This window comes from Arsenophonus nasoniae DSM 15247, from assembly GCF_000429565.1.
In the GTDB taxonomy this organism is placed as follows: domain Bacteria; phylum Pseudomonadota; class Gammaproteobacteria; order Enterobacterales; family Enterobacteriaceae; genus Arsenophonus; species Arsenophonus nasoniae.
In genome coordinates this window covers 31,942-50,037 of sequence record NZ_AUCC01000007.1, presented here as the reverse complement: position 1 = coordinate 50,037, position 18,096 = coordinate 31,942, and the positions used below count along the sequence as shown (strand labels likewise).

The window sequence follows — 18,096 nt, the reverse complement described above, 5'->3', positions numbered from 1 at the left end:
CAATTAAATAAGTTCCTTGCCTCCATGGGATGCGGTTGACCCTGACAGGAGGCTGATTAATCCGTAAGGAGCAAAACTCATGCGTCATTACGAAATCGTTTTTATGGTTCACCCGGACCAGAGCGAGCAAGTTGCAGGTATGATTGAGCGTTATAGTGGTTCTATTACCGAAGCGCAAGGTCAAATCCATCGCTTGGAAGACTGGGGTCGTCGTCAATTGGCTTATCCAATCAATAAATTGCACAAAGCACACTATGTTCTGATGAATGTTGAAGCGCCGCAAGAAGTGATTGATGAGTTAGAAACAAACTTCCGCTTCAATGATGCCGTTGTCCGCAGCATGATTATGCGTGTTAAGCATGCGGTTACTGAAGCTTCTCCAATGGTTAAAGCCAAAGACGATCGTCGCAGTCGTGATTTGGTTGATGAAGACCTGGAAGGAATTGAGGGAGCTGAGGATTCTGAAGAGTAATTTTGGTTGTGAATACTAATCGATTGGTGTTGTCAGGCAAAATCTGTAATGCACCGATAAGAAAAGTCAGTCCAGCTGGAGTTCCTCACTGTCAGTTTGTGCTCGAACATCGTTCACAGCAGCAGGAGGCCGGTTTTGATCGGCAAGTATGGTGTAGAATAACCATTATCGCCAGCGGACAAAAATTACAACAGTTTACTCACAGTATAACGGTCGGTAGTCGGATCACTGTTATAGGTTTCATTAGCAGCCATCAGGGCGCTAATGGCTTGAATAAACTAGTGCTTCATGCCGAGCAGATTGAATTGATAGATTCTGGAGACTAGCCAAATGGCACGTTATTTCCGTCGTCGTAAGTTCTGCCGTTTCACAGCGGAAGGCGTTCAAGAGATTGATTATAAAGATATCGCAACGCTAAAAAACTATATCACTGAAAGTGGTAAAATTGTACCAAGTCGTATTACTGGTACTCGTGCAAAATACCAGCGTCAGCTCGCTCGTGCGATCAAGCGCGCGCGTTACCTGTCTCTGTTGCCATATACTGATCGTCATCAGTAATTGGTATAGTCCATTAACGACTTAAAGAGGATAAGGTAATGGAAATTATTCTACTGGATAAAGTAGCAAACCTGGGTAGCCTGGGTGATCAAGTTGATGTTAAAGCGGGTTATGCGCGTAACTTTTTAGTTCCACAGGGAAAAGCTGTTCCTGCAACTAAAAAGAATGTTGAATTTTTTGAAGCACGCCGTGCCGAATTAGAAGCTAAATTAGCCGACGTTCTGGCTGTCGCGAAAGGGCGCGCTGAGAAAATTAATTCATTAGCAACAGTAACCATCGCTTCTAAAGCTGGTGATGAAGGTAAACTGTTTGGTTCGATCGGGACTCGTGATATTGCTCAGGCAGTCACAGCTGCCGGTGTCGAGGTTGCGAAAAGCGAAGTTCGCTTACCAAATGGTGTATTGCGTACTGTTGGTGAACACGAAGTTCATTTCCAAGTGCATAGTGATGTATTTGCAAAACTGAATGTGAATATTATTGCTGAATAATTGCTTTTTGAATTATTAGGCACAAATAAAAACACCAGCCAATGCTGGTGTTTTTATTTCTATTTTTGCGGGCTAAATCATCGTCGCTATCAATCAATTGTATAAAGTTAACAACTTTACTTTAGTATATCTACTACAGTTAAGGGAATTTCTGGTTGGTAGTCGATAATTTTAATGCATGAAATTGCCACTATTCATCAATTACCATTTATAAATATTATTTTAGGAATAAAGTCTATTTTTCAAATTAAAGTCCGACATGTCGGTTTTTAGTATTATAAAATTAATGAATTGATATAAAATTATAATATTATTTTTGACTAAATTTATTTTATACGGTTATTTACCGGTTTATTTGTGACTGTTATTCTTTATTATTTAATAAATAGGTGCTGTTATGACAGATCAGGCATTTGATTCAATTGAAACTCAGGCAAGTTATGGCATTGGTCTTCAAGTTGGTCAACAGCTTTTAGAATCAGGCCTGGAAGGCATTCAGCCAGAAGCTTTACTTGCTGGCTTATGTGATGCATTACATAGTAAAACGCCAGTTGTCCCTATTCAAGCTTTGCACAGAGCATTACGTGAGATCCATGAACGTGCGGATGCGCAGCGGCGTAAATTCCAGCAAGCGTCGGCAGTGGAAGGACAACAGTTTCTGGATAACAACCAGCAACGTGAAGAAGTCAATACGACAGAATCAGGATTACAATTTAGTATATTAAAACAAGGTGAAGGACCGATCCCGGCTAAAGCAGATCGGGTTCGTGTTCATTATACTGGTCGATTAATCGATGGTACGATTTTTGATTGTTCAAGGGAACGAGAACAACCAGCTGAATTTCCTGTGAATGGTGTTATTCCTGGCTGGATTGAAGCGTTCACATTGATGCCTACCGGATCAAAGTGGGAACTTTATATTCCGCATAATTTGGCTTATGGTGAACGTGGTGCTGGCGCCGCTATTCCGCCTTTTAGCACGCTAATTTTTGAAGTGGAATTACTCGAGATTATATAATTAAGTTTTACTTTTCAGCGAATTAGTTGATTTATGAATAAGCTAATTCAATAAATAATTTATGCCGTTTTCCGAGATATATTATGCTTGAGCAAATATGTGATTTGGCAAAAGAAGCGGGTAGAGCAATTATGACTATCTATGAAAGTGGCCAACAGCTTTCTGTTAAGCACAAAAAAGATAGCTCACCGGTGACTGAAGCCGATCTGATTGCTCACCAAATTATTAAAACTGGATTGGCAAGTATAACACCGCACATTCCACTACTCTCTGAAGAAGCACCGCCGGCTTGGCAAGAGCGTTGTCATTGGGAGTGCTACTGGTTAGTGGATCCACTTGACGGAACTAAAGAGTTTATTCAAAGGAATGGCGAATTTACCGTTAACATTGCTTTAATCAAATCGGGTTCCCCTGTTATGGGAATTATTTATGCGCCAGCAAAAAATGCGCTTTTTGCTAGTGAGCATGGGATGGCATGGAAAATAGTGGATGGTGTAAAACAATCACTTCATGTTGCTAATGGTTATCCCCCGCTAATTGTCATTAGCCGCTCTTATCAGGATAAAGAATTGGCCGATTATTTAGCGCAATTGGGACAGCATGAAGTCATGGTGATCGGCTCTTCATTAAAATTCTGCCTCATCGCTGAAGGTAAAGCACAGCTTTATCCGCGATTTGGGCCCACTCATATCTGGGATACTGCCGCAGGCCATGCTATCGCCTAGGCGGCAGGTGCTAAAGTGACAGATTGGTATGGTAGAACCCTAGACTATTCCCCTAGAGAGTCATTTATTAATCCGGGATTTAGAGTATCAATATTCTGATGGTTTAATTAATTATTTTTTAATTGTGTTTCAATCAGTTTGATAACTTTGTTTGTCTCTTCAGATGTTAGTGCGCCATCTTTAGCAAATAATACATTACCATTTTTATTTAATACGATGATGGTCGAGCTCTTGGGTTTTAGCTGCCAAGTTTTTTTAACTACACCATTATTATCAACAATGATTTGAGAAAACGGGAATTCTCGTTTGCTGTCTTCAATACTACTGCGGACAAAAAAACCGGTTCCCAGGATAGTATCATCAGTATTTATTATTGTCGTTGTCTGATATTTTTGCTGATCAAATTTCTGTTGTTTAATTGCCTCTATTAATGGCTCATTGAGCTCTTTAGCGGAAAGACGCCCGGCAATATGTAGGATTGTCCTTACTTTGCCAGCAAGTCCTTTGCTGCTCCAATCTTGATAAATCAGCTTACCATTTTCGTTCAACAGCAGTTCACCTCGATCGGTAACAGTTACAGCAGGTACTGGCTTATTGATTTCAAATGTAGCAGTTAAAGCAGAGATAGGGAGAGTTAATAAAATTACTATTGCTATGATCTTTTTTAACATAGTGCTCCTCGTTAATTTTTTCTAAACTGGTTATTGATGATTGTCATTGTTTATTAGCATAGTCAATCTTAAATATAATGTCTTTACTACAGAGAGCAGCTCTAGCACATACAGCCAAAGTTGTTAAGACATCAAATGAAAAATATTGTAATAATTATTCAAAACTATATAACCAGTTATCATGTTATGTAAAATCGTTAAATCTTATTGGAAAAGGAGAACTAAAGCTTGTAACGAGAGTCTATGACTATAAAATGTGTCATGAATCACATTTTTGTGACTTCAAGATCAACAAAGGGGAGGAAAAAGTTGAATGAAGATTTTTCACCGTTATAACCCACTGAAGATTGCGCGTTACGTTAAGATATTATTTCGTGGTCGATTGTATATTAAAGATATGGGAGTATTTGAATTTGACAAAGGAAAGATATTACCCCCTAGAATTAAAGATAAGCGGCATTTCAACATAATGAATGAAATCAATAAAGAAGTGCTTATCCTCCAGACAGAAATAGGTTAACTCGTCTGATAAGTGGTGCGCCACATCCTCGGTGGCGCAAATAAAATATTAATTAATCATGACATAACGGTTTTAATACCTAAGTTTTGCTTCAGACCAGATTAGCAAAAAATATTTTACCATTCCTCATTCTACTCGCTTCATGTTAGATTGGATGTATACCAACCGCATTTTATTTTGTGGCTGGCGTTTGATAATTTGGTTTTGGCTATGCAAACAGCAATGTTTCGATTGCGATAAAGATTGTAATTTTGAAGAAAATTAAATTTATATGTACATTTTTGTTAAAAGATTGAAGTAGTATAGATAACTTATCAGCTTATCAACACTAGTTGATGGGACATATCAATCTCAAAGCAGAGAAAGGTTTTCTCCTATGCAAAAAACTGTGTTAGCACTACTTATTAGTCTGTCTGCTCTGACAGCTTCCTCTTTTGCTGTTGCCAAAGGCGTTACTTACGGCGAACAAAAAATCACGCTAACTGATTCCATTTCTCCGGGTAATGATTTTTATCAGTATGTTAATCAGGATTGGATAAACCATGCAAAAATCCCAGCTGGAATGTCACGCATTAATTCCTTTGTTGAGTTATATCTCAAAACAGAAAAACAGCTGCAAGCACTGATAAATAAACTTGAAGTTCAACCGGAAAGTGAGCTTAATCATAATCAACGCAATATCCGTAATCTTTATCGCAGCTATTTGAATGAAACGGCGGTTGAAAAAGCAGGTTTAATGCCGGTACAAAACGCGCTTAATAATATAAAGCAGGCAAAAACTCATGCTGATATTACTAATCTAATGGCAAAACCAGGTTATATGCCATTTATTTCCTATTGGGTTGGATGCAAAAGCACCTGATATTTATGTTCTTTATCTAGGACAAGGGGGTTTAGGCTTATAATAGAAACTACTATCTGGATAAGACTAAACAGATGGAGACTATCCGTCAGGATTATGTCGCTTATATTGCCACTATTTTACAATTAGCTGGAGAAAAAGAAACGCAATTAAAGGCTAAGCAAATTTTTGCGTTAGAAAAATCGTTGGCAAAAGTTCATTGGACACCAGAATCTGCACGTGACACGTTGAAAAATTATCATCCAATGTCGCTTAGCCAATTGAACAAGTTTACGCCAGATTATCAATGGCAAGGTTTTATTCAACAATGGAAACTTTCTGATGAACAACTTGCCAAAGTTATCGTAGAAAATGACAGTGCAGTTCAGCAACTGGCAAAAATATTGGCTAATACCCCGGTATCTACCTTACAAGACTACTTACTTTTCCATTATCTGAGTAGTAAAGCCAATTACTTGAATGAAGCTTTTTCTGATGCTCGATTTAATTTTTATTCAAGCTAATTAAATGGTATTAAACAACAGCGTTCACGTAAAGAACGGGCATTAGAAATTGTTAATAAACTACAAGGGGAGCCATTGGGGCAACTTTATGTTGCAACTTATTTTGATCCTGAGGCTAAAAATAAGATCCAAAATTTGGTGAGCTATGTCAAAGGGACTTTTAAAACTCGTTTGCAAAATAATGACTGGATGGATAAACAAACCCGCCAGGAAGCACTAAATAAGCTTAACCAATTTACAGTTAAAATTGGTTACCCTGAAAAATGGCATGATTTTAGTACCCTGCACTTGCAACCAGATACATTATTCGACAATTATCTGCAAGTACAAAACTGGCTCTATCAAGATAATATGAGCAGGATCGGTGAAAAAGTCAGGAAGTGGGAATGGGGGATGACGCCACAAACAATTAATGCTTACTATAATCCCGTTCAGAATGAAATTGTTTTCCCGGCTGCTATTTTGCAAGCGCCATTTTTTGACCAAAATGTTGATCCTGCTTATAACTATGGTGCCATTGGAGCGGTGATCGGGCATGAAATGGGACATGGCTTTGACGATCAAGGTCGCCTTTATGACGGAACTGGGCAATTAAGAAACTGGTGGTCAGCGGCTTCACAGCGGCATTTTAAAGAAAAAACCGCCAAACTTATTAAGCAGTATAATGGGTTTAAAATTGATGGTTTAACGGTTAACGGTAAACTCACTCTAGGTGAAAATATTGGTGATCTCGGTGGGTTAAATATTGCCCTCAATGCTTATAAGCAATTTTCTAAAGAACATTATCCAAATGGTGAACCGCCGATTATTGATGGAATGACGGGGTTACAACGCTTCTTTATTGCCTGGGCGAGAACGTGGCGGGAGTTAGCGAATAAAGAGTCCGAGCGTAATAAAATTATGACTGATCCCCATAGTCCGAATCCCTATCGTGCCAATGGCGTGGTACGTAATATGGATGATTGGTATGCAGCCTTTAAGGTAGAAAAAGAGCATAAGCTTTATCTGGCACCTAAAGAGAGAATCCGTATCTGGTAGACTTTAATATCAGGCTCTAAAGCATAGAGCCTGATAAACTTGCTGCTTTTGGGTAATAACATTATTAAGCACTTCATTTGTATAATCGCAAACATAAATGATATGCGATATTCAACTATAAGGTGAATTAATAATGGATAAATCAATCACCGTTGCCTGTGTACAGGCAGCTCCGGTATTTATGGATTTGGAAGGAACTATCGATAAAACTATCGATTTAATAAAAGAAGCGGCATGTAAAGGGGCGGAATTGATCGCTTTTCCGGAAAATTGGCTACCGGGTTATCCCTGGTTTCTTTGGTTGGACTCACCTGCCGCATTAACCCCACTAGTTTATCAATATTATCAAAATTCTTTAGTATTAGGCAGTGAACAAGCAAAGCATATCGCTTCGGTTGCTAGAGAGAATAATATTTGGCTGCTATTGGGTCTGAGTGAAAGAGATCATGGTACGCTTTATATGGCTCAATGGCTTATCAGTAATACGGGAGAAACGATCGGTGTGCGGCGAAAACTTAAACCAACCCATGTTGAGCGCACTCTATTTGGTGAAAGTGATGGTTCATCGCTAAAAACATTTACCACTCAGTTAGGCGTGATTGGGGCATTGTGTTGTTGGGAACACATTCAACCGTTAACGCGATATGTTATGTATGCTCAGCATGAGCAAATTCATATTGCGGCTTGGCCTAGTTTTAGCCTTTATCGCGATGCAACCGCAGCTTTGAGTCCGGAAGTTAATCTCGCGCTTTCACGATCCTATGCAGCAGAAGGGCAATGTTTTGTTATTGCGCCGTGTGCCATTGTGTCAGAGCAGATGATTGAACAGTTATGTACTGATGAGACTAAGCGGAATTTGTTAAAAGCAGGTGGGGGTCATGCGCGTATATTTGGTCCAGATGGCCGTGAGTTAACAACCCCTCTGGCAGAAAATGAGGAAGGACTACTCTTGGCCACGCTCGAACCTGCCGCAATTACCTATGCCAAAGCAATCGCTGATCCGGTCGGCCATTATTCACGTCCAGACGTGACTTGCTTACTATTTAACCCTACGGCTAACCTTCCATTAGCAACTAAAACGGCTTCTTTTATTGCCCTAACAGATACAAAACAGATTGTATCGCCAGGTAGTGAAGAAGTTCAGGCTAATTAAAATATTCAGACTTTTATTTGAATAGATGTAATGATTAACCCTAATATATCCACTTGACCGCATTTAGCTGTTCTAGCAATAATATAATTACCAAATTTTGGGGTTACTTGGTAATTATTTTTCAGCCTATCCTCTATTTATATCCCTTTCTTAAATTTTTATGAAAAGAAAATTTTTTGCATTTCGTTTTTTCGAAAGAAAGTTGCTATTTTTAATAAGGTATTTGGTGCATAAATTTTGGCTTAACGGTTTAAAAATAAATAACCAATAGTGCTATTAGTTAAAAATGTTTTAGCCATGCTATTAGCGACCGTAATTGCGCCAAAATAGAGAGTGAAAGATTGCATTATTTATCATTAATATCTTGTATATCTTGTTTAATTTAACCAAAATGAGTGAGTTTTTATCGTTATTTTCCATTAGGAGTTGGCGTGCCAAGATATTCTTTGCTTTGTTTTCTTTGTATGTCGATGGTAGTCCCTGTTGCCAATGGTGCCAATCTTCGTTTAAAAGTTGAGGGTTTGACAGGAGAACTTGAAAAAAACGTTCGTATTCAGCTCTCAAGTATCACTCAGGATGAAATTGCCACTGATGGCCGTTTTCGCGTGAGGGTTGATAAAGCAATTCGTTTAGGATTAAGGCCGTTAGGTTATTATGAACCCACTATTGAATTTTCTTATCAAGAATTTCAACCACCGTCTCGACCTGTTTTAACAGCGAAAGTTGATCCTGGAAAACCTGTTCATGTTGCAGATGTTAAGATAACTCTAAAGGGTGAGGCTAAATATGATAAAGACTATGCGGTAATGATAGCCCGCAATACACCCCCCAAAGGAATTATTCTTAATCATGGCGATTATGAAGATTTGAAACAGGGCTTTAGTCGTTTGGCAGTCCGTAAAGGTTATTTTGATGCAGAAATGGAAAAAAGTCAGTTAGGTGTCTCATTAGCTCATCGAGCTTCTTACTGGATATTTGATTTCAATAGTGGTGAGCGTTATCGTTTCGGCGCTATCAAATATGAAGGCGCACAAATTCGCGAAGATTATTTAAATAATATTGTTCCTTTTAAACAAGGAGACTATTACGCTTCTGAGCAATTAGCTGAATTCAATCAACGGTTAGTCAATACGGGTTGGTTCAATTCCGCCATTGTTACACCTGATATTAATAAAGCACGAGAGAAAGGCACGCATATTCTGCCAATGGATGCAGTATTAACGCCCCGTGCGCGTAATCATGTTGAATTAGGTGGGGGTTATTCCACCGATGTAGGTCCTCGAGTCAAAGCGACTTGGAATAAACCTTGGATTAATTCCAGAGGACAGAGCTTTACTTCCAGCCTTAGTCTTTCGCAACCTGAACAAATTATTGATGCAAGCTATAAAATTCCACTCAAAAAGAGTCCCTTAGAACAATATTATGCCGTTCAGGCCGGCTTCAAACGTACTGACCTAAATGATACTCAGTCTGATACGACAACCCTAAATTTATTAAGGAATTGGGATTATTATCAAGGTTGGCAATATGGTGTTAATTTGCGCTGGAGTCTCAGCCATTTTACTCAGGCAAATGTAACCAATACGACTATGCTGTTGTATCCTGGCGTCAGTCTCAGCCGCATGCGACAACGAGGTGGCGCTATGCCCTATTGGGGGGATAGCCAGCGATATACTATTGATATTTCTAATACTATCTGGGGTTCAGATATCGATTTTATTGTATTACAAGCGCAAAATGTGTGGATAAGAACACCCTGGAAAGGGCATCGTTTCGTTGTAAGAGGCCATCTGGGGTGGATAGAAGCTAATCGATTTGACAAAGTCCCTCCCGATCTGCGTTTTTTTGCTGGTGGTGATCGCAGTATTAGAGGTTATGGCTATCAAAAAATTTCCCCCACCAATAGCCAAGGAAAATTGACCGGTGCTGCCAAATTAGCCGTCGGCTCACTGGAATATCAATATAATGTGACGGGCAACTGGTGGGGTGCCATATTTGTTGATGGTGGTGAGGCGGTCAATGATTTTAATAAGAATGATTTTAAAGTCGGTGCTGGTGTTGGTATTCGCTGGGTTTCACCTGTTGGGCCAATTAAACTGGATATTGCCGCGCCGGTCGGTGATCCTGATCATAGCAAAGTACAATTTTATATTGGGTTAGGTGCTGAGCTATGAAATGGATAAAACGTATTAGTCTAGCTCTATTGTTTTTGTTATTAATATTATTAACGATGATTGGTTGGATAGTTACCACGCAATCAGGCTTACATTTTGTCCTTAACACCGCGGTACGTTGGTTGCCAGGATTAGAAATTGCGACCATTTCTGGTGGCTGGAATGATTTGAATTTGCAAGGAGTTCGTTATCAAACCAAGGGTATTAATGTTGATGTTGATAAATTTAATCTTTCACTCCAAGTTAACTGTTTAAAACGCTTTCAATTGTGCGTTAATAATATTTCAACTGAAGGCGTCAATGTTAAGATTGATAGCAAAGCCTTTCCATCTGCCAAAGAGCAAGCCAGCTCAAAACCTTTAACTAAATTGTCGACGCCTTATCCTATTTTTTTAAATCAGTTAATCCTAAAAAATATCAGCATCCAGCTTGATAACACCCAGGTTTCACTGGCTGAATTAACCATGGCAGCGGATTGGCAAGCTAATCTATTGACAATTAAACCAACGACAATTAATGGATTAGTAATTAATTTGCCAAAAACCTCAGCGGCAGAAAATAAAGCGACAGAAAAAATAGTGACAAAAACCCCTAATGAGGTAGCAGATAAAACACCGGCTGAAACATTAAAAGCCCTGTTTGCTAAGCCCTTATTGGCTAAATTACCTGAAGTCGTGTTGCCTATTGATATTAATATTGAGCAGATTCAAGGAATAAACTGGCATTTAACTGGTGATACTAAAGTAGTGATTGATAATTTAACATTAATGGCTAACGTACAAAATCAGCAGATAGCTATTAAGCAATTTGCTGTTGTGGCGCCTGAAGGCAAGATTACTCTCACCGGTGATGCTAATTTGGCTCAGCAGTGGCCGGTCAATATAACCGCTCAAGCTGTATCTTATCTGGATGATCTTAAAGGCCAACAAGTTGATTTGAAACTAAAAGGGGCTTTATTACAACAGCTTAAATTAATGTTAAGTTTAACGGGCCCCATCAAGGCTAATTTGATCGCAGAAGTAGCCTTATCACAGGCAGGATTGCCAATTCAATTAACCTTAGAAAGTCAGCAACTTAATTGGCCACTGCAAGGCGCGCCAGAATATCGTTTAAAAGATCTGCGTTTACGTATGAATGGTAAGGTGATGGGTTATGATCTGTCATTGCGCACCAATATTGATGGACGGAATGTGCCTCCGACCTTATTAACGCTTGATGCTAAAGGGAATGAAGAACAGTTTCGGTTAACGAGTTTGCGATTGAATGCATTGCAGGGAAAAACAGAATTAATCGGTATTATTGATTGGCGTAAAGCAATAAGTTGGAATGGATTATTAACTATATCTGATATTAATACCGCAAAACAGTGGCCACAATGGCCAGCTAAATTACAGGGTAAAATCGTCACGACAGGTAGTGTTCATGGGGGTAGCTGGCAATTAACAGTCCCTGAAATTAGCTTGGATGGTAATGTAAAAGGTAATTTATTACGCACCCGCGGACAGATAAGCGGCAATGCCGCAGGTCAATGGAACATTCCGGTGTTCAATGTTTTACTCGGCCGCAATAAATTCGCTATTAATGGACATGTTAATGACAAATGGCAACTGGATGGAATAGTTGATGCACCTGGTCTCGATGGTGTATTACCTGGTTTAGCGGGTGTCATAAAGGGACAATTAAAATTACGAGGTGATTTAATGTCACCACAATTAATGGTTGATCTCGCAGCCCGCAAGGTTAAATGGCAAAATGATTTAGCTATCGATAAAGCAATTATTCAAGGTGATATCCGTTCTGATAAACAGATCCATGGTCAGTTAACCGTTGCTATTCATCAGTTGAAACAGGCCGATTTAGTTGTGCACAATTTCAACCTAGATGCTAAAGGTAATGAACAACAGCATAGCGTTAAAATGAATATCGATGGAAAACCGATTTCAGGTCATTTAATACTGAAAGGCCGTTTTGATCGACAGAAAGGATTATGGCAAGGCGTGTTAGATAATACATTATTTAACACACCGATCGGTGAATGGCAATTAAGTCGGCCAGTAGTGATTGAGTATGCTAATCAACAACAGGAAGTCACGCTGTCCCCGCATTGCTGGTTAAATGCTAAAGGGCGTTTGTGTCTGTCTAAAACGGCTAAAATTGGTAAATCAGGTAATGCAGATATTCTACTACAGCAGTTTGATTTAGCGCTGCTTAAACCCTTTTTGCCCACTGAAACTCAGCTCACCGGCAGTTTTGATGGGGATGCCAAAGTGAGTTGGTATGCGGATGGTCGTTCGCCCCAGGCAAAAGTAAATTTGCTTGGTAATAGTGTGAAAATTAAGCAATTAATTGAAGGATCATTGTTACCAGTTGAATTTCAAACGCTAACATTAAATGCAGACATCAGTAATGGTAAGGCGGCATTACAGTGGTTAATACAAATTAACAATAATGGTAAATTTTCAGGCAATATACGGATTGACGATCCGGAACAAAGTCGTAAATTATCAGGTAGGGTTAATATTGAAAATATTACATTAGCATTAATTCGTCCAGTGCTAAGTAAAGGTGAAAGTTTAGATGGCAATTTGAATGCCAATTTAAGTTTAGCTGGCAATATGAAGCAGCCACTATTAAATGGTGATTTGGCACTTTCTAATGTGGCAGCAAAAGGACACTGGTTTCCATTTGATATCAATCAGGCTTTCCTCAAACTGAATTTTATGGGAACTCATTCTCAATTAACAGGACGTATTAATACACCAGAAGGTTATTTAAAGTTAACCGGAGAGGCGGATTGGCCTAATATTAAAGCTTGGCAAGCGAGAGTTTCTGCCACCGGTAACAAACTGCGAATAACCTTACCGCCAATGGTTCGTATTGATGTGGAGCCGGATATTGTTTTTGAAGCTACACCTAATTTATTAAGTCTCAATGGTAATGTAAATATTCCCTGGGCACGTATTACGGTACAAGAATTGCCGGAATCAGCAGTTGGCGTTTCATCAGATGAAGTGATGTTAGACGCAAATTTACAGCCAATAGAGAAAAAAGGTATATCAATACCAATCTTAACCAATCTACAGATTAAAATTGGCAATGATGTTCGTTTGGATGCATTTGGTTTAAAAGCTCGATTAACAGGAATATTAAAAGTTATCCAAGATAAACAAGGATTGGGTTTAAATGGCCAGATTAATATTCCTGAAGGGCGATTTCATGCATATGGGCAAGATCTTATTGTACGTAAAGGACAAATTTTATTTTCTGGCCCCGTTGATCAGCCATTCTTAAATGTAGAAGCGATCCGCAATCCAGAGAGTACCCATGATAATGTGATTGCGGGTGTAAGAGTTACAGGCTTGGCTGATAAGCCAAAAGCAACAATTTTCTCTGAGCCAGTTAAATCGCAGGAAGAAGCGCTGTCTTATTTGCTTAGAGGTGAAGGGTTAGATAGTAGTGGTGCAGATAGTACCCATATGGCTGCTTTGCTGATTAGTATGGGAGTTTCCAAAAGTGGAAAATTATTGGGAAGTATTGGTGAAACATTTGGTGTTTCCGACTTAGCATTAGATACTCAGGGAGTTGGTGACAAATCTCAAGTTGTAGTGAGCGGTAAGATAACTAATGATTTGCAAGTTAAATATGGTGTAGGAATATTTAATTCTCTTGCTACATTAACGCTACGCTATCGTTTGATGCCAAAATTGTATCTAGAAGCTGTGTCTGGTGTTGATCAGGCACTAGATTTGCTTTATCAGTTTGAGTTTTAATTATGCGTATAATTGTTTATGGTAGTTTAAGACGTAAACAGGGAAATCATCATTGGATGACCTATGCTCAGCTATTAGGAGAGTATAGGTTGGAAGGTTATGAGATTTATGACTTAGGTTATTACCCTGCAGTAATACGTGGTGAAGGGACGATAGAATGTGAAGTTTATCGTATTACACCATCGATTTTGACTGAGCTTGATGAATTAAAAAGGAATTCCCAAGATTATGAAAGAGAGTTGATATCTACACCTTATGGTAATGCATGGATTTATCTTTATAAACTTCCGGTAGATGGTTTACGGCGAATTGAAAGTGGTGATTGGCTAAAACGTGATGGAAAAAGCAAATAAATTTTTCTAACCAAATCCCCATTTATTGATAATAAAGGGGATCTGGTTAAATCGCTATGATGGTTATTTTTTAGCTGCGCGTTCAAAAGAAGAAAGAATTTCGGCTTTTGCCGCATCAACATTTTCCCACCCTTCCACTTTTACCCATTTGCCTTGTTCTAAATCTTTATAGTGTTCAAAGAAATGTTTAATTTGCGCGCGTAATAATTCAGGTAAATCGTTAATATCTTTAATATGATCATATTCTTTAGTTAATTTAGAATGAGGCACAGCAACTAATTTTGCATCTTCACCGGATTCATCGGTCATTTTTAATACACCGATTGGGCGACAACGGATTACTGCTCCTGGTTGTAGCGGATATGGTGTCGGAACTAAAACATCAACCGGATCGCCATCTAGTGAGAGAGTATGATTGATATAACCATAATTACAGGGATAAAACATAGCAGTCGACATAAAACGATCGACAAAGATGGTGCCAGAATTTTTATCTACTTCATATTTTATCGGATCAGCATTCGCTGGAATTTCTATAATGACATAGATATCTTCAGGCAGTTCTTTCCCCGCCGGTACGTTATTTAGGCTCATAAAAAATGTCCTTTATTTAAAACTAAAATTGAGTAGCGGCTATTATAGCCGTAAACGAAAGAAAAACTCACTATCAGATAGGATCTTATTATAAAAATAATCTTAACAATAAAGGCCGGATCGATTGCCTTTATTGGTTGATAGGGCGTTATTCATTAACTGAAAACTCAAACATAAAGCTTTCGGCTTTCTCTACCATAGATTTTGTTCCAACGAAGAAAGGTACACGTTGATGCAGTTGTTCTGGAACAATATCTAAAATCCGATTAGTACCATCGCTTGCTTTACCTCCCGCCTGTTCGGCTAAAAAAGCGATTGGATTACATTCATATAGCAAACGTAATTTACCTTTAGGATGGCTTGCGGTACTTGGATAAATATAAATACCACCTTTTAGTAAATTTCGATGAAAATCTGCCACCAGAGAGCCAATATAACGGGTGGTATAAGGGCGAAACGTAGCGGGATCTTGTTCCTGGCAATATTTTATATATTTTTTTACCCCTAATGGAAATTTACTATAATTTCCTTCATTGATTGAATACATATTACCTTGGGTCGGAAACATTACTTTTTCGTGAGATAGACAGAAGACGCCCAGAGAAGGATCATAGGTAAAGGCATGCACGCCATAACCGGTTGTATATACCAGCATGGTTGAAGAGCCATACACAACGTAGCCGGCAGCGACTTGTTGATGGCCTGGTTGTAAAAAATCTACTTTAGTAACCGGTTGCCCAATCGGTGTAATACGGCGATAAATAGAGAAAATAGTTCCAACGGAAACATTTACATCGATATTTGATGAACCGTCTAAAGGATCCATTAACACAACATACTTGGCATTTTCTGCTCGATCACCATCAAAAATAACAATTTCGTCTTCTTCTTCTTCTTCAGAGGCGATACCAGCAACCTCTCCTCTTGCTTTCAAAGCAGCTTTTAATTTTTCATTCGCGTATAGGTCAAGTTTCATTTGAACTTCGCCTTGAACATTAGAGGCACCACTTGCGCCTAAAATATCCACCAAACCGGCTTTGTTAATATCGCGGTGAATGATTTTTGCACCTAATTTAATTGCTGACAATAATGCAGTAAGTTCACCAGTAGCATGAGGAAAATCATGTTGTTTTTCAACGATAAATTCGTCTAATGTTTTCATGACCAAGGTCCTGAGTCAAATTTTATAGAAGTTTTTTAAGGAATTGTGTTCCTTGTGTGCGTGCAGTTTAGCCAAATTAGGCCAAGATTAATAGTTGGATTATTTTTGTTAATTAAGATAGCAATTCATTTCATATTATCGCGCTAATCAGCGCGATAACTTTGACGTTTATAACTCTTGTTCAAATAAATTTAAGATGGCTTCATAAAGTCGTTTGGTGGTAAATCCCAGAGTTGGGGTAGAAAAAATAGTATCATCGCCAGCGATGCTACCTAAAATTCCTTCTGAAGTTCCTAAAGAATCCAATAAACGAGCAATGAGTTGCGCAGCGCCAGGACTAGTACGAATAACCACAATTGATTCATTGTAATTAACATCTAATACCAAATTTTTTAGCGGGCTAGTTGTTGTAGGAACTACCAGTTCAGCGGGTAGGCAATAAACCATTTCCATTTTAGCATTACGGTTACGCACCGCGCCAAACTTAGTCAGCATTCTAGAAATTTTTGATTGGTTTATATTTTCAAAGCCTTGCTCTTGAAGTGCTATAACAATCTCACTTTGTGAACTAAATTTTTCTTCTTTGAGCAGAGCTTTAAAAGCTTTCACGAGATCTTCTTGTTTAGAAGAAGCATACATAAATCACCTTTTTCAAGACGTTAAGTAGAGCGATATTATGTATAAAGGTGAATTTTTATGCAACAAGCAGTCTAGTTATAGTGCTATGAAAATAATAAAAATAGCAATAATAAAAATTATTTGTTAGTTATTTGTCTACTTTGTGGAAATTGACGATAAATCTTTGTTTAAAAAATAATGTTAATTGTAAAAAAACCTTGTGTCTATACCTTATGCTGCTACCTAAGCAATATTAAAAAAGTGTTCCTTATCGCATTAGTTGATAAAGATTTTATTTAAAATAAAAGAAAAAATTTACAAGACTCATCTATTAACAACAATTAGTCGTAATTAATAGACTGCCATATGAATAACGTATGTAATAGATTGAAAGTTTTAAGCCATTTCGAAGTGTCATCATATAAAGGAGTATCAGCATGAAATTAGCTATTCTTGGGGCAGCAGGTGGTATCGGTCAAGCACTTGCACTTCTTCTTAAAAACCAGCTTCCATCAGGCTCAGAGCTTTCACTTTATGATATTGCTCCTGTGACTCCTGGTGTTGCTAAAGACTTAAGCCATATTCCAACAGATGTAAAGGTCATTGGCTTTGCTGGTGAAGATCCGACACCTGCACTTGACGGTGCCGATGTAGTATTAATTTCGGCAGGTGTTGCCAGGAAACCGGGAATGGATCGCTCAGATTTGTTTAATATCAATGCCGGTATCGTGCGTAATCTGATAGAAAAAGTGGCTCATAGCTGTCCTAAGGCGTTAATTGGTATTATTACTAATCCGGTTAATACCACCGTTCCGATAGCTGCAGAAGTATTAAAAAAAGCTGGCGTGTATGATAGAAATCGACTATTTGGGGTAACAACCTTAGATATTATCCGTTCTAACACTTTTGTTGCTGAATTAAAAGGTAAAAAACCGCAAGAAATTGAAGTGACGGTTATTGGAGGCCATTCAGGCGTAACGATTCTACCGTTACTCTCTCAAATTCCAACGGTTAACTTTACTGAACAGGAAGCCGAGGAGCTAACTAAACGTATTCAAAATGCGGGTACTGAAGTTGTTGAAGCAAAAGCGGGTGGCGGATCAGCGACACTTTCCATGGGACAAGCAGCAGCACGGTTTGGTTTATCATTAATTCAAGCATTAAATGGTAAAGAAAATATAATTGAGTGCGCTTATGTAGAAAGTGATGGTGAATATGCGCGATTTTTTGCTCAGCCAATACGTTTAGGTAAAAATGGTATTGAAGAAAGATTACCTATTAATATTATGAATACACATGAAAAAAATAAATTGGAAAATATGTTAGAGACACTCAATAAAGATATTAAATTAGGCGAAGATTTTATTAATAAATAATATTATTAACTTCATTAAATAATAAACCGCAGATATGAGTC

At 38.4% G+C, this 18,096-nt stretch carries 17 protein-coding genes and 2 pseudogenes; 15 read left to right on the top strand and 4 right to left on the bottom strand.

Annotated features, from left to right (window positions below):
• Nucleotides 1–79 precede the first annotated feature (79 nt).
• The 6 genes and pseudogenes from rpsF to cysQ all read left to right on the top strand — a co-directional run bounded on the left by rpsF (nucleotide 80) and on the right by cysQ (nucleotide 3,360).
• Complete coding sequence (gene rpsF / locus G468_RS0103070; RefSeq protein WP_026821855.1) at nucleotides 80–472, top strand: 30S ribosomal protein S6; 393 nt, start codon at nucleotides 80–82, stop codon at nucleotides 470–472.
• 8 nt (nucleotides 473–480) lie between these two features.
• The gene (gene priB, locus G468_RS0103065) at nucleotides 481–798 is read left to right on the top strand and encodes a primosomal replication protein N (RefSeq protein WP_026821854.1); all 318 of its coding nucleotides are present in this window, start codon (nucleotides 481–483) and stop codon (nucleotides 796–798) included.
• A 4-nt stretch (nucleotides 799–802) separates the two neighbouring features.
• Nucleotides 803–1,030, top strand: a complete 228-nt coding sequence (gene rpsR / locus G468_RS0103060) for a 30S ribosomal protein S18 (RefSeq protein ID WP_000135199.1) — start codon at nucleotides 803–805, stop codon at nucleotides 1,028–1,030.
• Between the two features lie 38 nt (nucleotides 1,031–1,068).
• Nucleotides 1,069–1,518 (top strand): 50S ribosomal protein L9, encoded by a 450-nt coding sequence (gene rplI / locus G468_RS0103055; RefSeq protein WP_026821853.1) that lies wholly within the window; start codon nucleotides 1,069–1,071, stop codon nucleotides 1,516–1,518.
• A gap of 397 nt (nucleotides 1,519–1,915) precedes the next feature.
• A complete protein-coding gene (locus G468_RS0103050) occupies nucleotides 1,916–2,536 on the top strand; it encodes a BamJ family beta-barrel-assembly machinery protein (RefSeq protein WP_026821852.1) in 621 nt (206 codons plus the stop codon).
• A gap of 83 nt (nucleotides 2,537–2,619) precedes the next feature.
• Nucleotides 2,620–3,360 (top strand): annotated as a pseudogene (gene cysQ, locus G468_RS19560) (3'(2'),5'-bisphosphate nucleotidase CysQ).
• Nucleotides 3,361–3,368: 8 nt separating this feature from the next.
• Here cysQ and G468_RS0103040 read toward each other — a convergent pair.
• Nucleotides 3,369–3,932 carry a YtfJ family protein gene (locus G468_RS0103040; protein WP_026821851.1) on the bottom strand — a complete coding sequence of 188 codons (564 nt, stop codon included), beginning with the start codon at nucleotides 3,930–3,932 and terminating at the stop codon, nucleotides 3,369–3,371.
• Nucleotides 3,933–4,245: 313 nt separating this feature from the next.
• Between G468_RS0103040 and G468_RS0103030 the strand changes: the two genes are divergently transcribed.
• The 8 genes and pseudogenes from G468_RS0103030 to G468_RS0103000 all read left to right on the top strand — a co-directional run bounded on the left by G468_RS0103030 (nucleotide 4,246) and on the right by G468_RS0103000 (nucleotide 14,305).
• Nucleotides 4,246–4,452: a DUF1107 domain-containing protein gene (locus G468_RS0103030; RefSeq protein ID WP_026821849.1), complete on the top strand. Its 207-nt coding sequence runs from the start codon at nucleotides 4,246–4,248 to the stop codon at nucleotides 4,450–4,452.
• Nucleotides 4,453–4,828: 376 nt separating this feature from the next.
• Nucleotides 4,829–5,314: a M13 family metallopeptidase gene (locus G468_RS25040; protein WP_276324654.1), complete on the top strand. Its 486-nt coding sequence runs from the start codon at nucleotides 4,829–4,831 to the stop codon at nucleotides 5,312–5,314.
• 74 nt (nucleotides 5,315–5,388) lie between these two features.
• Nucleotides 5,389–6,015: pseudogene (locus G468_RS25035) on the top strand (M13 family metallopeptidase); the annotation flags it as partial.
• Complete coding sequence (locus G468_RS24595) at nucleotides 6,007–6,855, top strand: M13-type metalloendopeptidase (RefSeq protein WP_338023348.1); 849 nt, start codon at nucleotides 6,007–6,009, stop codon at nucleotides 6,853–6,855. The pseudogene G468_RS25035 and the gene G468_RS24595, both read left to right, overlap by 9 nt.
• Nucleotides 6,856–6,988: 133 nt before the next feature.
• Nucleotides 6,989–8,008 carry a carbon-nitrogen hydrolase family protein gene (locus tag G468_RS19550; protein ID WP_081700610.1) on the top strand — a complete coding sequence of 340 codons (1,020 nt, stop codon included), beginning with the start codon at nucleotides 6,989–6,991 and terminating at the stop codon, nucleotides 8,006–8,008.
• 431 nt (nucleotides 8,009–8,439) lie between these two features.
• Entirely contained in the window at nucleotides 8,440–10,182 is a 1,743-nt protein-coding gene (gene tamA, locus G468_RS0103010) for an autotransporter assembly complex protein TamA (protein ID WP_026821848.1), read from the top strand.
• On the top strand, nucleotides 10,179–13,952 hold the full coding sequence (tamB, locus tag G468_RS0103005; protein WP_026821847.1) for an autotransporter assembly complex protein TamB: 3,774 nt from the start codon (nucleotides 10,179–10,181) through the stop codon (nucleotides 13,950–13,952). The genes tamA and tamB overlap by 4 nt, the downstream gene beginning before the upstream one ends.
• A 2-nt stretch (nucleotides 13,953–13,954) precedes the next feature.
• Nucleotides 13,955–14,305, top strand: a complete 351-nt coding sequence (locus G468_RS0103000; protein ID WP_026821846.1) for a gamma-glutamylcyclotransferase family protein — start codon at nucleotides 13,955–13,957, stop codon at nucleotides 14,303–14,305.
• 63 nt (nucleotides 14,306–14,368) lie between these two features.
• Here the strand turns inward: G468_RS0103000 and ppa are convergent, their stop codons facing one another.
• The 3 genes from ppa to argR all read right to left on the bottom strand — a co-directional run bounded on the left by ppa (nucleotide 14,369) and on the right by argR (nucleotide 16,700).
• On the bottom strand, nucleotides 14,369–14,899 hold the full coding sequence (ppa, locus tag G468_RS0102995) for an inorganic diphosphatase (RefSeq protein ID WP_026821845.1): 531 nt from the start codon (nucleotides 14,897–14,899) through the stop codon (nucleotides 14,369–14,371).
• A gap of 148 nt (nucleotides 14,900–15,047) precedes the next feature.
• A complete protein-coding gene (gene fbp, locus G468_RS0102990) occupies nucleotides 15,048–16,061 on the bottom strand; it encodes a class 1 fructose-bisphosphatase (protein ID WP_026821844.1) in 1,014 nt (337 codons plus the stop codon).
• A 168-nt stretch (nucleotides 16,062–16,229) separates the two neighbouring features.
• Nucleotides 16,230–16,700 carry a transcriptional regulator ArgR gene (gene argR, locus G468_RS0102985; RefSeq protein ID WP_026821843.1) on the bottom strand — a complete coding sequence of 157 codons (471 nt, stop codon included), beginning with the start codon at nucleotides 16,698–16,700 and terminating at the stop codon, nucleotides 16,230–16,232.
• A 416-nt stretch (nucleotides 16,701–17,116) separates the two neighbouring features.
• On the opposite strand from argR, the gene mdh reads away from it, so the two are divergent.
• Nucleotides 17,117–18,055: a malate dehydrogenase gene (gene mdh, locus G468_RS0102980; protein ID WP_026821842.1), complete on the top strand. Its 939-nt coding sequence runs from the start codon at nucleotides 17,117–17,119 to the stop codon at nucleotides 18,053–18,055.
• Nucleotides 18,056–18,096: the final 41 nt, after the last annotated feature.

What these genes read in the sequence shown, in the direction of transcription:
- G468_RS0103030 (WP_026821849.1), top strand. Translation starts at nt 4,246, where the DNA reads ATGAAGATTTTTCACCGTTATAACCCACTGAAGATTGCGCGTTACGTT.
- tamB (WP_026821847.1), top strand. Translation starts at nt 10,179, where the DNA reads ATGAAATGGATAAAACGTATTAGTCTAGCTCTATTGTTTTTGTTATTA.
- G468_RS24595 (WP_338023348.1), top strand. Translation starts at nt 6,007, where the DNA reads ATGGATAAACAAACCCGCCAGGAAGCACTAAATAAGCTTAACCAATTT.
- rplI (WP_026821853.1), top strand. Translation starts at nt 1,069, where the DNA reads ATGGAAATTATTCTACTGGATAAAGTAGCAAACCTGGGTAGCCTGGGT.
- G468_RS25040 (WP_276324654.1), top strand. Translation starts at nt 4,829, where the DNA reads ATGCAAAAAACTGTGTTAGCACTACTTATTAGTCTGTCTGCTCTGACA.
- rpsF (WP_026821855.1), top strand. Translation starts at nt 80, where the DNA reads ATGCGTCATTACGAAATCGTTTTTATGGTTCACCCGGACCAGAGCGAG.
- rpsR (WP_000135199.1), top strand. Translation starts at nt 803, where the DNA reads ATGGCACGTTATTTCCGTCGTCGTAAGTTCTGCCGTTTCACAGCGGAA.
- G468_RS0103050 (WP_026821852.1), top strand. Translation starts at nt 1,916, where the DNA reads ATGACAGATCAGGCATTTGATTCAATTGAAACTCAGGCAAGTTATGGC.
- G468_RS0103040 (WP_026821851.1), bottom strand. Translation starts at nt 3,932, where the DNA reads ATGTTAAAAAAGATCATAGCAATAGTAATTTTATTAACTCTCCCTATC.
- fbp (WP_026821844.1), bottom strand. Translation starts at nt 16,061, where the DNA reads ATGAAAACATTAGACGAATTTATCGTTGAAAAACAACATGATTTTCCT.
- G468_RS19550 (WP_081700610.1), top strand. Translation starts at nt 6,989, where the DNA reads ATGGATAAATCAATCACCGTTGCCTGTGTACAGGCAGCTCCGGTATTT.
- G468_RS0103000 (WP_026821846.1), top strand. Translation starts at nt 13,955, where the DNA reads ATGCGTATAATTGTTTATGGTAGTTTAAGACGTAAACAGGGAAATCAT.
- mdh (WP_026821842.1), top strand. Translation starts at nt 17,117, where the DNA reads ATGAAATTAGCTATTCTTGGGGCAGCAGGTGGTATCGGTCAAGCACTT.
- argR (WP_026821843.1), bottom strand. Translation starts at nt 16,700, where the DNA reads ATGTATGCTTCTTCTAAACAAGAAGATCTCGTGAAAGCTTTTAAAGCT.
- ppa (WP_026821845.1), bottom strand. Translation starts at nt 14,899, where the DNA reads ATGAGCCTAAATAACGTACCGGCGGGGAAAGAACTGCCTGAAGATATC.